This window comes from Streptomyces griseorubiginosus (assembly GCF_017614965.1).
Classification (GTDB): Bacteria; Actinomycetota; Actinomycetes; order Streptomycetales; family Streptomycetaceae; genus Streptomyces; species Streptomyces griseorubiginosus_B.
This window is the reverse complement of the sequence record NZ_WVUG01000002.1, coordinates 13,488-25,962: the sequence shown is the minus strand read 5'-3', so window position 1 is coordinate 25,962 and position 12,475 is coordinate 13,488. Positions and strand designations below refer to the sequence as shown.

Here is a 12,475-nt window from a genome sequence, read left to right as displayed (position 1 = left end):
GATGGCTCCCGACCGCCAGCGCACCCCCATCCCCTCGCACGACGTCACGCTGATCGGCCGCCTCACCCAGCAACGCACCATCGTGGTCGAGGCACTCGTCCGAGCCGACGGCTTCGTCGGCGCCCAAGCGCTCCACAACCAGCTCGCTGCCGCCGGCTCACGGGTCGGCCTCTCCACGGTCTACCGCACACTGGCCGGCCTGGCCGACGCCGGCCGGGCCGACATGGTGCGCGACACCAACGGTGAGCGCCTCTTCCGCTACCGCCCGGGGCCCGAACACCGCCACTACCTCATCTGCACCGAATGCGGCCTGAGCCGCCCCGTCGACTCCGGCCCAGTGGAGGAATGGGCCGACACCCTCGCGCAGACCTCCGGGTTCGCGAACGTCCGGCACACGGTGGAGCTGTCCGGGGTGTGCCCGGACTGCGGCCAACGACTGGCTGCGGACGAACGCCGGTGAACTCAGGCGCCACCGCCTGTCCGGAGTGGTCACGGTCAAGGGCAGCAGTCGCACCCCGCAGCACAGCCACAGGGCAAGGCAGCCCTCTCGCGCACCGAGGAACGGCTGGTCGAGATGACCAACGGCTGCATCTGCTGCACCCTGCGCGACGACCTGCTCAAAGAGGTCGACCGGCTCGCCCGCGAGGGCCGCTTCGACTACCTGCTCATCCGAACCCATGCCGGTCGCCGCGACCTTCGCCTTCGCCCGCGACGACGGCGCCACCCTCGGCGACCTCGCCCGCCTGGACACCATGGTCACGATCGTGGAGGCCGCCAACTTCCTGCCCGAGCTGGCAGGCGGCGATGAGTTGGCCGAGCGGGGCCTGGAGCAGTACGAGGGCGACGAACGCACCGTCAGCGACCTGCTGATGGACCAGATCGAGTTCGCCGACGTCATCGTCCGCAACAAGCTCGACCTCGTCGACGAGGAAGCGGCGGACCGGCTGCGGGCGGCGCTCACCCGCCTCAACCCGGCCGCACGCCTCGTCCCGGCCGTCCATGGCCGGGTGAGGGTGAGTGACGTACTGGGCACCCGTTTGTTCGACCTGGAACGCGCCCAACAAGCCGCCGGCTGGGTGAAGGAACTCAACGGCGACCACGTCCCCGAGACGGAGGAGTACGGCATCTCCTCGACCGTCTTCCGCTCCGGACTGCCCTTCCACCCGGGCCGGTTGTGGGCGTTCGTGACCGAGGAACTCGACAGCGGCGCATACGGACAGATCCTGCGCTCCAAGGGCTTCTTCACTCTCGCCAGCCGCCCGCACGTGACGGGCCTGTGGTCACAGGCCGGCTCCGTCGCACGCTTCGACCCCTCGGCTGCACGCGACACCGACAGCCCAGAGTGCCAGGAACTGGTCTTCATCGGCACAGATCTGCACGCGGACGCCCTGCATGCGGCACTGGCCGACTGCCTCATGCCCGAGGGGGAGGAACTGCCGCTCGCGGACCCGTTCCCTGCCTGGGACACCTACGGCATCGACGACACCTGCGATGACGAGCATCCCCACCTCGTGGCGGGCGTCTGAAGACGCCGGGCCGGGCGGCGAACGCAGCCACGGCGCCGCCCGGCCCGGCCTGGCACGGACACTGATCCGGAGCCGTACGAGAGGAGGTGTCTCCATCCGTACGGCTCCTCAGTCCCCTCTGCTATCGGGAGCTGTAGGGCAGGAGCGCCATCTCGCGTGCGTTCTTGATGGCCTGCGCTATCTGCCGCTGCTGCTGACGACTCACGTGGGTCACCCGACGGCTGCGGATCTTTCCGCGGTCGGAGATGAACTTCCGCAGCAGGTCGGTGTTCTTGTAGTCGATGTAGGTGATGCCGGCGGCGTCCAGCGGGTTCGTGCGCTGCCGCTTGGCGGTCTGCCGCCGGGTGCTTGTGGGTCGGGGCATGGTGAGATCGGTCCTCTCTTGCGCGTCGCCGTTTTCAGGTCACTGGATCAAGCAAGCCGTCGAAGGCGTGCGGGAGTTGTCGCCAGCAGTCGCTGCCGGCCGCGTATTCGTCGTCGGTGAGCAGGCACGAGTCGAGCATGGCCAGCAGACCGTCACGGTCCAGGCCGGGCGAGGTGAAGGTGAGGTACTGGCAGCGGTCGCCCTGCTCGGGGTGCCAGTCCAGGGAGGCGGCGAGGCGTCGTTCGACGGGAACCATCTCCCAGGCGGCGTCGGGCAGGGCGGCCAGCCAGGGGCCGGACGACTCCACGCACAGCGCGCCACCTGCGGCATCCCACGACAGCAGGGTGTCGGGGCGGTCCGCCAGCCAGAACCGCCCACGGCTTCGGGCGGCCGCGCAGGTCAGGTCCTCCAGCGCCGCGTAGAGGCGCTGCGGGTGGAAGGGCCGTTCGCGCCGCCAGACGAAGGTGCTCACACCGTGCTCGTCACATTCCTGCGGCAGCAGCGCGCACGCAGGATGCACACGGGCGGCGGCCGCCGACACGTCGAAGCCCGCCAGCAGGACGCCACCCAGGGCGCCGCTGCCCACGCGCACCTTGCGTGCGCCCGGCGTGAGCTGGGCGAGCAGCGCATAGTCGGTGTCGTCGGCGGCCTCCACGTCCTGCCCGTGCGTACCGTCCTCACCGACGGCGATGACCGTGGGGTACTCCAGTTGCCGGGCGAAGGTGTCGGCGACCGTGCGCTGGTCGGTAGGGGCGGCGGCGAGGCCGACGTCGGCCAGGTCATCGCCGTTGGACAGGTACGGCAGGACGAGTGCCGGGTCGATCACCGTGGTGACCCCGGTCAGCGCAAGGGGCGCGCCTGCGGCGGCGATGACCCCGGCCATGGCCTGGGGTTCGACGGAGTCCCACAGTTCCACGACGGCCAGCCGGTACCTGTCCTCCCCTGCGAGCCGCAGCAGTTCGGGGACCAGGTCCTCGCGCAGCGCGCAGCACGCGCAGTCGTTCACCAGGGGTGCGTCACCGCTGCCCAACAGGCCGCCGGCATCACGTACGGTGCGGTGCACCGCGCGGTCGACGGCGGACGTCAGGTCGTGGTGCAGCGCCACCGAGCCGGGACCGTACGCAGGATCTCCTCCACGGCGGCCCGGCGGGCATCCGCGTGCAACCCGGCGACGACCGCGACCGGCAGCCGCGCCTGGTCCCGGCTCACTGCTTGCTCCGTGAGCGTCCGTAGCGCCGCTCGAATCGCTCGACCCGCCCCGCGGTGTCCAGGACCCGCTGGGTCCCGGTGTAGAAGGGGTGGCTCGCCGAGGAGATCTCGACGTCGATGACGGGGTAGGTGTTGCCGTCCTCCCACTCGACGGTCTTGTCGCTGGTGGCCGTCGAGCGTGTCAGGAAGGCGAAGTCGGCGGCCCGGTCACGGAAGACGACCGGGCGGTAGTCGGGGTGGATTCCGGGTTTCACGGTTCTCAGCGCTCCTCACGGAAGTCGACGTGGCGGCCGGCGACCGGGTCGTACTTGCGCAGCGTCAGCCGGTCGGGGTTGTTGCGGCGGTTCTTGCGGGTCACATACGTGTAGCCGGTGCCGGCGGTGGACCTCAGCTTGATGATCGGGCGGAGTTCGTTACGGGCCATGGGCAGCACCATACAGGAGATTGGTTTTCATTTTCATTAAGCTGCTAGTGTGCTGCCGTCGCCGCCAACAGAGGAGGAACCCCATGTCAGCCCACTGCCAACTCACCGGCCGTCAGCCCGGCTTCGGCCATCACATCTCCCACTCGCACCGGCGCAGCAAGCGCCGCTTCGACCCGAACATCCAGCGCAAGCGCTACTGGCTGCCGAGCGAAGGCCGCCACGTCCGGCTCACGCTCTCCGCCAAGGCCGTCAAGACGGTTGACACGATCGGCATCGAGGCGGCGGTGGCCCGCATCCGCGCCCGGGGAGGGAAGGTCTGATGGCGAAGAAGAGCAAGATCGCCAAGAATGAACAGCGGCGCCTCGTCGTGGCCCGCTACGCCGCGCGCCGCGCCGAGCTGAAGGCGATCATCTCGTCCCCTGGAACTTCGGACGAGGAACGCGCCGCCGCCCAGCGGGAACTGCGCCGGCAGCCCCGCGACGCCAGCGCCACCCGCCTGCGCAACCGCGATGCCGTGGACGGGCGTCCCCGCGGCCATCTGCGCGCCTTTGGCCTGTCCCGCATCCGCGTGCGCGAGATGGCCCACGCGGGCGAGCTCCCCGGTGTGACCAAGAGCAGTTGGTAAGCCGCACCCGATTCCTGCACCGTTCGGGGACCGGGTGTACTGGTACGGCGGGCCCTTCAACAGCTCACACGCGCGTTTGACGCTGCAGCCCGCCTTCTTCTCCGCCGCCAGCTGCCGGCCGGGGCTTCCGTCAGCGGTGCGGTTCGAGTGCACGGAGATTCCGACAACCTCGGTACCGACAAACGACTTGCCTGGCGAACGGTCCACAAGTCCCCGCCGAGCAAGCGGAGTTCGGTGATCTCGTCGAGGACGGTGCGGTGGCGCAGTGCCGCCTCGGCGGCCTTGCGCACGTCGGCGCCGTCGCGGCCGGCCTCTTCCAGGTCGGCCGCGAGGTCCTCCAGGGCCGTAGCAACCGCATCGCTCCACGTGCCGTATGAGCCCGTCCATGCCGGGCATGCGGATACGCATCCGCACCACGTCGGGCCGCGGTCGCGGCAGGTGGCGCGGGCGGCGCGCCCGTCGGCGGCCCCGGCGACCACGTGCGGGTCGTCCTCGTCGTCGAGGATTCCGAAGGCGTGACACGGCTGAGCTGAAGGGCACTTCCGAACCGCGCCAACCTGCGCCCGACCTGCTTTCAGTAGTAGCGTCGCAGCTGTGGCCACAGCTTTGACCACGGCTGTGCCGTCCCCGAGCACAGGTCGATCGACGCGCCCTGTTCCTCGTTGTCGACGTCGTGTCCGTTGTCGACGCGGGCGACCTCGCGGCAGCCGGTGAAGTGCCGTTCGATGTCCGTGGCGTCCCGCTGCCGTACGAGGAGGACGGGGCCGTCGGCCGAGTCCGGGGGCCGGCCCCAGTCCGCATAGCTCATATGGCCGGAGTAGGACCGCGGCAGACCCCGGGCGGGGCCGTAGCGGTCGAGGGCACCGGCCTCGCCGTAGTTCTGGGCGAGGACGACCGCCCGGGCCCGCTCATCCCGCGGGATCAGCAACCAGCCCCGGCGGGCCGCGTCCGCCAGGGCAGGCCAGCCGACCTGCTCGCCCTGCTCCTTGTTCACCGCCATGGGCAGCGCCAGCGCGCTCGGCGGCAGCAGCGGCAGGGCCACGACCGCGCTGATCGCCGCCGCGCAGACAAGCGCCGGCGCCCACACCGGCCGGCGGTACCGGCGCAGCCACCCGGCGAGCGGCTCACAGCCCGCCGCGAGCAGCACGATCAGCAGCGGGACCGTGTAGTAGCCCTTGCCCCCGGCCGCCAGCACCAGCAGGCACAGCAACGGATACGCGACCGCCGCCGGGCGCGCCCAGCGCAGGGCCGGCTCGCGCCACAGGCGGCGCCACCCGGCCACGCACACCGGCACGAACAGCGGGGAAAGGAAGACGAGTTGCTCCGGTACGAAGGCGATCCGGTTGTCCGCGCCGTCGTCCGCGCTGATGCCGTGCGCCACCGTCAGTTCGGGCCAGCCGTGCCGGGCCTGCCACCACAGATTGCCGCCGGCCAGCGCAAGCGCGACGGCCGCGCCGGCGAGGGGCCAGGCACCGCGCAGAACATGCCGCGGGCCGACGGCGGCGATCCCGGCGAGCAGGGCCACCAGCAGCGACGCCACCAGATACTTGTTCAGCAGCCCCACCCCGAGTGCGGCGCCGACAGCCAGCCACCACCGTCCCTCGCCGGTACGCAGCAGCCGCAGCACGCACAGGCTCAGCACCAGCCAGGCCAGCAGGTCGAACGTGGCCGTCGACACCATGTGCCCCACCGCCAGCACCTGGGCACTCACCGCGGTCAGCACCGCGGCGAGCACCTGAGCGCGCCGCCCCGCACCCACCTCCCGCGCCAGCAGCGCGGCCACCACCACCGTGGCCGCACTCGCAAGCGTGGCCGGCACCCGCAGCCCCTCCGGCGTGTCCCCGAACAGCGCGCTCGCCGTGCGGGCGAGGAGCGGGGTGAGCGGCGGCTGGTCCACATAACCCCAGGCCGGATGGCGTCCCGCCGCCAGAAAGTACAACTCGTCACGGTGAAAGCCGTACCGGCCCGACAGAACGGTGAGCACACCCACGAGCGCGGAGCACACAGCGGCGACGGGGAGTAACGCGAAGGAGGGCAGGGGCGGTGAACCGCCGCCCGGCGATGCTGCCGGTGCGGGCGCTCCGACCGGGGAAGCCTGGATCCCTTCGCCCGGCGCGACCGCGCCCGTCGCGGATGCCGCCCGCTCACTCTGCTGCTCGTGCCGCTCCGCATCCGCCACGCCCGCCCCCCGGCCGACCGCCCGCCCGCTTTGACCGGACACTATGGGGCCGAGTGCCACCGGGTCCATACCCCAGCAGCGCCGCGGACCATCTACCGAAGGGTGGTCCGACACGGGCGAGAGGGCTACAAGCCCTTTAGGGGTGCTTTCAGAATGCTGGAACCTTGCGGGCGAGGGTCATGCAGTGGGCGAGCTGGAGGAAAGCGTCGTGCATGTCGTCTCGGGCTTCCCAGCGAGTACGTAAGCGGCGGGGGCCGTGGAGCCAGGCAATGGCGGACTCGGCAACCCATCGCACCTGACCCAGGCCCGAGCCATGTGGCTGACCGCGGCGGGCGATCTTCGGGACGATGCCGCGCTCGCGTAGTCGGCGACGGTAGATGTCATGGTCGTAGCCCCGGTCGGCGTACAACGCGCGGGGCTTGCGCCGAGGCCGCCCCCGCTTGCCGCGCACCGGCGGTACGCCGTCGACCAGCGACAGCAGCTGGGTGACGTCGTTGCGGTGCCCGCCGGTCAGCGATACCCGCAACGGGGTGCCGTGCGCGTCGGTCAGCACGTGGTGTTTCGAGCCCGGCCGTGCACGGTCAACCGGACTCGGACCGACTTTTGGGCTGCTGCGCCCCCGTTTGGCCGGCACGTGCGAGGCATCAACGGTGACGCGGGAGAAGTCCAGGCGGTCCGCCGCCCGCAGCCGGTCCAGCAGCACCCGCTGGAGTTCCTCCCACACGCCGGCCTCCTGCCACTCGGCCAGCCGGCGCCGGCAGGTGGGCCCCGAGCCGAAGCCCAACTCCTGCGGCAGGTACTCCCATTGGATCCCGGTGTAGAGGACGAACAGCACACCCTGCAGGGTCTTGCGGTCATCGATCCGCTTGCGCCCGGGGTGCCGGAACCGTCGTTCATGCTTCGGGAGCAGCGGCTCGATCACCGCCCACAGCTCGTCACTGATCTCCCACGGCTTCCGCCGTGCCACGGGTCACCCCCACAAAGACGGAATCACTACACCTCCACCGTGCCACAGGAAGATCATTCTGCAAGGACCCCTTAGGGGGATCGAGGAGTTCGCCGCCGATCCACGATCAGACTGGCCACGAACAGCAAAGGTGCGATCGCCGAGCCCGCGAGCACTGTGATGAGGAAGCCGCCGGGCTGGGGCCGCACGTCTGCGCCAGGAGGTGGGGCGGGCGGGTTGAGCCTCAGCGTCGGAGTCACGTGGTGCCACAGGAAGATCTCCAAGCACAGAGCAAACTAGCTCAGCACCCATGCCACTGCGCTGATCCTTGTCGTCCTTCGCACCTTCGGGTCTCCTTACCGTTCCGATGCCTGGAGAACTGCCGTCGCGGCACCCGGCGTCGGCTACCGCTGTCCAGGGACTCTGCAGGGGCAGGCTTCAGCCGGCCTCCCGGCGCAGCAACCCGAGCCGATGTTCCCAGCCGGCGCGGTGGTTGCCGATATGAGTGGGGGGCAGGTCAGTGTGCGTGAGCACCACCATCGTGTCGTCGCCGTCAGGGGTCAGCACGACCTCGACGGTCGATCTGCCGGGTGGCAGCGCGTCGCTGCCGGGGATGCCCCAGCTGAACACGAGGCGGTACGGCGGCTCGACGGTGACGTAGGCGCCTCGGGCGACGACCTCCCCCATGTCGAGCAAGAACACGCCGCCGGGCTGCGGGTCGAGCTCGGCCCGGTCGCCGATCCATTCGACGATGAGCGCGGGGTCGGTGAAGTACGGGAAGACCACCTCGGGCGGTGCCTTGATGTGCTCGGTCGCGACGATGACGTCGTTGCGGATCTCGGCGGTCACGGCTACCTCTTCGGTGGTCTGGGGTGGGCCGCCTCGACGGCCTTCTTCAGGCGGCTGAGGGCGTCGGGCCAGAACTCGGCGAGCAGCTCGCGCACTGGCTCGAGCGACTCGTGGCGCAGTGCGTAGAGGCGGCGGGTGCCCTCGCGGCGCTCGGTGAGGAGACCGGCCTGCTTGAGCACGCCGATGTGCTGGCTGACCGCTTGCTGGGTAAGGGTGAAGTTCGCCGCGATCTGGCCCGCAGGCAGCTCGGTGTGCCGGACGAGGCGCAGGATCTGCCGGCGATGTGGGTCGGCGAGCGCCCGCAGCACCGCATCGGTTGCCGCGGACGCCGACGGCTTCAGGTCGGTCATCGCACCAGGGTCTCAGGCCGTGAACGGAGTGCCGGTGCCGGTCTTGGCGAAGGCCTCGATGCTCGCCATGAAGAAGGTCCAGGCGGCGACGCAGGACTCCCAGCACTCCAGCTGCGGGGTCAGGCCGACATGCCGGAAGTGGAGCTCGCTACCGCCGTCGCTGGGCACGATGTCGAACTCCATCGTCGTGCCGAGCCACTCCTTGGTGTGTCCGGTGGCGGTGGTCCCGTCGGGCGCAATGGACTCCCAGACCACGCGGGTGGGCCCGGCTTCGAGGACGCGCATCGCATTGACGCCGTAGTCACCGAAGCTGGTGAGGAGCGTGCCGCCCACTGCTCCCTCGCCCTCGGTCGGGCCCCACCAGCGGCTGACGCCGGCGGCGGAGGTGAAGAGGGCCGACACGGTGTCGGGGTCGGCGGGGAGGTTGACGACCGCTGTGAAGTCCTCGGTCCGCTTGGGGGTGGTGCTGGTCATTCCGGGCTCCTTTCCGATCACAAGAACATCCTTGTACAAGTAGATGCTTGTAAAATAGACCGGGCTCCGTCGTGCGTCAAGAGGATGCGCGGTGCCCGGTGCCGACCCCCCGGGATCGCACACCACCCTGATTGCTTCAATGGATGGGCGAGGCGTCGGCGTCCGCGTGGCGCTTACGGACGACGGCCAGGACGCCGTCCAGGGACGGGGTGACGGAGCGACTCTTGCCCGGTCGAGCGCTGACCGGCGCCGGGCCCTCATGACACTCCCCCGTCGGCGATCAGGCGGGCCCGTTCGAACCCGCAGGTCCCACCCGGCCGGTGGTCTCTTATCCCCTGTGCCTCCATGACACCCCCACCCACACCGCTCCCCGAATCGAGGGACCGCGCCCCGATTAGGTGGGTATGCGGGGGTACCCACTGGGCATGAAATCGCATATTCCAGGACGTAAAGAACATCACGGACACGATGACGCTACCGAGCGTGAAGCCCCGCCTCCCGGGGAGACCGGCCCCGGACCCGCGGTGGAGCGGCGCGCGCCCAACGCGCCGACACAGCTGCCGAGGACGGCCTGGGGTGCGGTGCTGAAGGGAAGCCTGCGAGAGTTCAAGGACGACGAGCTGACCGACCGGGCCGCGGCGCTGACGTACTACGGCCTGCTGTCCCTGTTCCCGGCTCTACTGGTCCTGGTGTCGCTGCTCAGCCTGGCCGGCAAGTCGGCGACGGACGCGGTGCTGAAGAATCTGCAGCAGTTCGCCCCGGGCTCCGCCCGCACCGTCATCACCGGGGCCGTCTCGCAGTTGCAGAACAACGCCGGTCTCGGATCGGTCATGGCGATCGTCGGCATCGTCCTGGCCGTGTGGTCGGCTTCCGGATACGTCGCCGCGTTCATCCGCGCGGCCAACGCCGTCTACGACATGCCCGAAGGCCGCCCGGTCTGGAAGATCCTGCCCGTGCGGGTCGCACTCACAGCCGTCCTGATGGTGCTCGCTGTGATCAGCGCCCTGATCGTGGTCTTCACCGGCGCGCTGGCCCGCAAGGCGGGCACAGCGCTCGGGGTCGGCGACACCGCCCTGACGGTGTGGTCGATCGCCAAGTGGCCCGTTCTGGCGGTCCTCGTCACGGTCATGATCGCGCTGTTGTACTGGGCCACCCCGAACGCGCGGGTGAAGGGGTTTAAGTGGATCACTCCAGGCAGCTTCCTGGCCCTGCTGATCTGGCTGCTCGCCTCCGCCGGCTTCGCGTTCTACGTCGCCAACTTCGCCTCCTACAACAAGACCTACGGCACCATGGCCGGCGTCATCGTCTTCCTCATCTGGCTGTGGATCAGCAACCTCGCGATCCTGCTCGGCCTCGAGTTCGACGCGGAGACCCTACGACAACGGGCGATCGCCGGCGGCATGCAGCCCCACAAGGAGCCCTACACCCAGCCCCGCGATACCCGGAAATGGACCGAGGAGGACCTGCGCCGCCTGGACAGGTCGTGAGCGCCGTTCAGCGGATGACGGACGGGGCTGGCAGTCCTGCTGCTTACCGGCTTGCTCCCAGGGACAACAACAGTTCATGAGGGAGGGTGCTGACGGACCTGTGGGAGCCCGACCGACGTGTGACGCAGCGCGAGACATCCCCCTGATCCCGACGGCTGCGTCCAGGGTCCGGTCGGCGAGGCAGGAGTGTACGCAGAGCACGACACTGTGGTGCGGCGAACGTCCTGTGCAGGCAGCTCGCCGGCCGCCCCCGGGCGCCTACGGAGTGGACTCCCCCACGTCGAGCTGGCCGACCGCCCCGACCGTCCTCGTTCCCTTCCGGGCACACCGCGGCCGCGGCCGCCTTCACCGCCGGCGCCACCCCCCACCTGGCTGCAGGCCGGCGCACTGGGCGGTGCCGGCCGCCACTGTGACCATCCAACGCGTGCAGTCAAGCGCGCCCACCACCCCAGCGACGTCACCGCCGGCGCCGCCGCCATCGGCCTGACCAGCGCCTGGCTCACCCGTCACACCCCCGCCCTGCTCCTGGGCCACTGGCTCTAGTGCTGTGACCGTGTTGGTTCGCCGGGTTGGTGGTCGTGGCGGTTGGATGTGGGTGACGTCTGATCCGATCGCTGGAGGCGTGGTGGCTGAGCCTGTACGTGTGCGCAGACTGACCGACCAGGAGGGGCAGCGGCTGCAGCAGATCGTGCGCCGGGGCAGTACCAGCACGGTGCGTTACCGGCGGGCGATGATGCTGCTGGCGTCGGCCGGCGGGAACCGGGTGCCGGTGATCGCCCAGCTGGTGCAGGCCGACGAGGACACGGTGCCCGATGTGATCCACCGGTTCAACGAGATCGGCCTGGCCTGCCTGGACCCTCAGTGGGCGGGAGGCCGTCCCCGCCAACTCAAGCCTGACGACGAGGATTTCGTCATTGCGACGGCCACCACCCGCCCGGTCAAGCTCGGCCAGCCCTTCACCCGCTGGTCGCTGCGCAAGCTCGTCGCCTACCTGCGCGAAGTGCACGGCCGGGTGATCCGCATTGGCCGCGAGGCGTTACGGTGCCTGCTCGCCCGGCGCGGCGTCACCTTCCAGCGCACCAAGACCTGGAAGGAGTCCCCGGACCCCGAGCGCGACACCAAGCTCGACCGCATCGAGGAGGTCCTGGACCGCTTCCCGGACCGGGTCTTCGCCTTCGACGAGTTCGGCCCGCTCGGGATCCGGCCCACCGCGGGCGCGGGCTGGGCCGAACAAGGACACCCCGACCGGCTGCCGGCCACCTACCACCGCACCCACGGAGTCCGGTACTTCCACGGCTGCTACTCGGTCGGTGACGACCGCCTGTGGGGCGTCAACCGCCGCAGGAAGGGCGCCGGGAACACGCTGGCCGCACTGAAGGCGATCCGCGCCGCCCGCCCGGACGGCGCCCCGATCTACGTGATCATGGACAATCTGTCCGCCCACAAGGGCGCCGACATCCGACGCTGGGCAAAGAAACACGAGGTCGAGGTGTGCTTCACACCGACCTACGCCTCGTGGGCGAACCCGATCGAGGCCCACTTCGGGCCACTGCGGCAGTTCACCATCGCCAACTCCAACTACCCCAACCACTCCGTTCAGACCCGGGCCCTGCACGCCTACCTACGGTGGCGCAACGCCAACGCCCGCCACCCGGGCGTCCTGACCGCCGAACGCAAGGAACGCGCCCGCATCCGCAGCGAGAAAGGCATCCGCTGGGGCGGACGCCCCCTCGCCACCGCGGCCTGACCAACCCGGCGAACCAACGCGGTCACAGCACTAGCCAGCCCCTTGAGCGGCACGACCGGCCAGGAGGAAGACGAGAAGGTCCCGCAGGCCGGCTCCAGGGTGGCCACAGCAACATCAACCGGGCCCGCTCCGCACCACCACGAGCACGGCACTCCCCGGAAACGGCCCACACCCACTACCAACGTCGCCCAGCGCGCCCATGAGGCAAACAGACGCCACAGGCCGGGCAAAGCCCTGGCCGGATGGGCCATGCGGCCATGTTCCGGCGCGCACGGGGGTACCCGTTCACACATGC

At 70.1% G+C, this 12,475-nt stretch carries 13 protein-coding genes and 2 pseudogenes; 6 read left to right on the top strand and 9 right to left on the bottom strand.

Going from position 1 to position 12,475, the window contains the following annotated elements; translation table 11 throughout:
* The first annotated feature begins 1 nt into the window (after nucleotide 1).
* Both GRC12_RS00635 and GRC12_RS00630 read left to right on the top strand, forming a co-directional pair.
* Nucleotides 2–460: a Fur family transcriptional regulator gene (locus tag GRC12_RS00635; RefSeq protein ID WP_208776613.1), complete on the top strand. Its 459-nt coding sequence runs from the start codon at nucleotides 2–4 to the stop codon at nucleotides 458–460.
* Between the two features lie 72 nt (nucleotides 461–532).
* Nucleotides 533–1,526 (top strand): annotated as a pseudogene (locus tag GRC12_RS00630) (GTP-binding protein); the annotation flags it as partial.
* A 121-nt stretch (nucleotides 1,527–1,647) separates the two neighbouring features.
* Here GRC12_RS00630 and rpsR read toward each other — a convergent pair.
* The 4 genes and pseudogenes from rpsR to rpmG all read right to left on the bottom strand — a co-directional run bounded on the left by rpsR (nucleotide 1,648) and on the right by rpmG (nucleotide 3,523).
* Nucleotides 1,648–1,890, bottom strand: coding sequence for a 30S ribosomal protein S18 (gene rpsR / locus GRC12_RS00625; RefSeq protein ID WP_208776612.1), 243 nt, complete (start codon nucleotides 1,888–1,890; stop codon nucleotides 1,648–1,650).
* A 34-nt stretch (nucleotides 1,891–1,924) separates the two neighbouring features.
* A pseudogene (locus GRC12_RS00620) lies at nucleotides 1,925–3,099 on the bottom strand (CobW family GTP-binding protein).
* Complete coding sequence (locus GRC12_RS00615; protein ID WP_208776611.1) at nucleotides 3,096–3,353, bottom strand: type B 50S ribosomal protein L31; 258 nt, start codon at nucleotides 3,351–3,353, stop codon at nucleotides 3,096–3,098. Before GRC12_RS00615 ends, GRC12_RS00620 begins: the two are co-directional and overlap by 4 nt.
* 5 nt (nucleotides 3,354–3,358) lie before the next feature.
* Nucleotides 3,359–3,523: a 50S ribosomal protein L33 gene (rpmG, locus tag GRC12_RS00610; protein ID WP_014150502.1), complete on the bottom strand. Its 165-nt coding sequence runs from the start codon at nucleotides 3,521–3,523 to the stop codon at nucleotides 3,359–3,361.
* A gap of 83 nt (nucleotides 3,524–3,606) precedes the next feature.
* Here rpmG and rpmB point away from each other — a divergent pair, with 83 nt between their 5' ends.
* Nucleotides 3,607–3,843: a 50S ribosomal protein L28 gene (rpmB, locus tag GRC12_RS00605; protein ID WP_208776610.1), complete on the top strand. Its 237-nt coding sequence runs from the start codon at nucleotides 3,607–3,609 to the stop codon at nucleotides 3,841–3,843.
* Entirely contained in the window at nucleotides 3,843–4,148 is a 306-nt protein-coding gene (rpsN, locus tag GRC12_RS00600) for a 30S ribosomal protein S14 (protein WP_208776609.1), read from the top strand. Before rpmB ends, rpsN begins: the two co-directional genes overlap by 1 nt.
* A gap of 574 nt (nucleotides 4,149–4,722) precedes the next feature.
* On the opposite strand, the gene GRC12_RS00595 is transcribed toward rpsN, so the two are convergent.
* The 5 genes from GRC12_RS00595 to GRC12_RS00575 form a co-directional block, all read right to left on the bottom strand.
* Nucleotides 4,723–6,327: a glycosyltransferase family 39 protein gene (locus GRC12_RS00595; RefSeq protein ID WP_308286431.1), complete on the bottom strand. Its 1,605-nt coding sequence runs from the start codon at nucleotides 6,325–6,327 to the stop codon at nucleotides 4,723–4,725.
* A 148-nt stretch (nucleotides 6,328–6,475) separates the two neighbouring features.
* Entirely contained in the window at nucleotides 6,476–7,294 is an 819-nt protein-coding gene (locus tag GRC12_RS00590) for an IS5 family transposase (protein WP_208776607.1), read from the bottom strand.
* A gap of 417 nt (nucleotides 7,295–7,711) precedes the next feature.
* Complete coding sequence (locus GRC12_RS00585; RefSeq protein WP_208776606.1) at nucleotides 7,712–8,122, bottom strand: SRPBCC family protein; 411 nt, start codon at nucleotides 8,120–8,122, stop codon at nucleotides 7,712–7,714.
* A 2-nt stretch (nucleotides 8,123–8,124) separates the two neighbouring features.
* Nucleotides 8,125–8,472, bottom strand: a complete 348-nt coding sequence (locus tag GRC12_RS00580) for an ArsR/SmtB family transcription factor (protein WP_208776605.1) — start codon at nucleotides 8,470–8,472, stop codon at nucleotides 8,125–8,127.
* Nucleotides 8,473–8,484: 12 nt separating this feature from the next.
* Nucleotides 8,485–8,946 (bottom strand): SRPBCC family protein, encoded by a 462-nt coding sequence (locus GRC12_RS00575; protein WP_208776604.1) that lies wholly within the window; start codon nucleotides 8,944–8,946, stop codon nucleotides 8,485–8,487.
* A 425-nt stretch (nucleotides 8,947–9,371) separates the two neighbouring features.
* On the opposite strand from GRC12_RS00575, the gene GRC12_RS00570 reads away from it, so the two are divergent.
* Both GRC12_RS00570 and GRC12_RS00565 read left to right on the top strand, forming a co-directional pair.
* Complete coding sequence (locus GRC12_RS00570) at nucleotides 9,372–10,433, top strand: YihY/virulence factor BrkB family protein (protein WP_208776603.1); 1,062 nt, start codon at nucleotides 9,372–9,374, stop codon at nucleotides 10,431–10,433.
* 625 nt (nucleotides 10,434–11,058) lie between these two features.
* On the top strand, nucleotides 11,059–12,180 hold the full coding sequence (locus GRC12_RS00565) for an IS630 family transposase (RefSeq protein ID WP_308286430.1): 1,122 nt from the start codon (nucleotides 11,059–11,061) through the stop codon (nucleotides 12,178–12,180).
* The last annotated feature ends 295 nt before the right edge of the window (nucleotides 12,181–12,475 follow it).

Excerpts from the sequence above, each read along its gene's own strand:
- GRC12_RS00580 (WP_208776605.1), bottom strand. The coding sequence starts at position 8,472 with ATGACCGACCTGAAGCCGTCGGCGTCCGCGGCAACCGATGCGGTGCTG.
- rpmB (WP_208776610.1), top strand. The coding sequence starts at position 3,607 with ATGTCAGCCCACTGCCAACTCACCGGCCGTCAGCCCGGCTTCGGCCAT.
- rpsN (WP_208776609.1), top strand. The coding sequence starts at position 3,843 with ATGGCGAAGAAGAGCAAGATCGCCAAGAATGAACAGCGGCGCCTCGTC.
- GRC12_RS00570 (WP_208776603.1), top strand. The coding sequence starts at position 9,372 with ATGAAATCGCATATTCCAGGACGTAAAGAACATCACGGACACGATGAC.
- GRC12_RS00575 (WP_208776604.1), bottom strand. The coding sequence starts at position 8,946 with ATGACCAGCACCACCCCCAAGCGGACCGAGGACTTCACAGCGGTCGTC.
- GRC12_RS00635 (WP_208776613.1), top strand. The coding sequence starts at position 2 with ATGGCTCCCGACCGCCAGCGCACCCCCATCCCCTCGCACGACGTCACG.
- rpmG (WP_014150502.1), bottom strand. The coding sequence starts at position 3,523 with ATGGCCCGTAACGAACTCCGCCCGATCATCAAGCTGAGGTCCACCGCC.
- rpsR (WP_208776612.1), bottom strand. The coding sequence starts at position 1,890 with ATGCCCCGACCCACAAGCACCCGGCGGCAGACCGCCAAGCGGCAGCGC.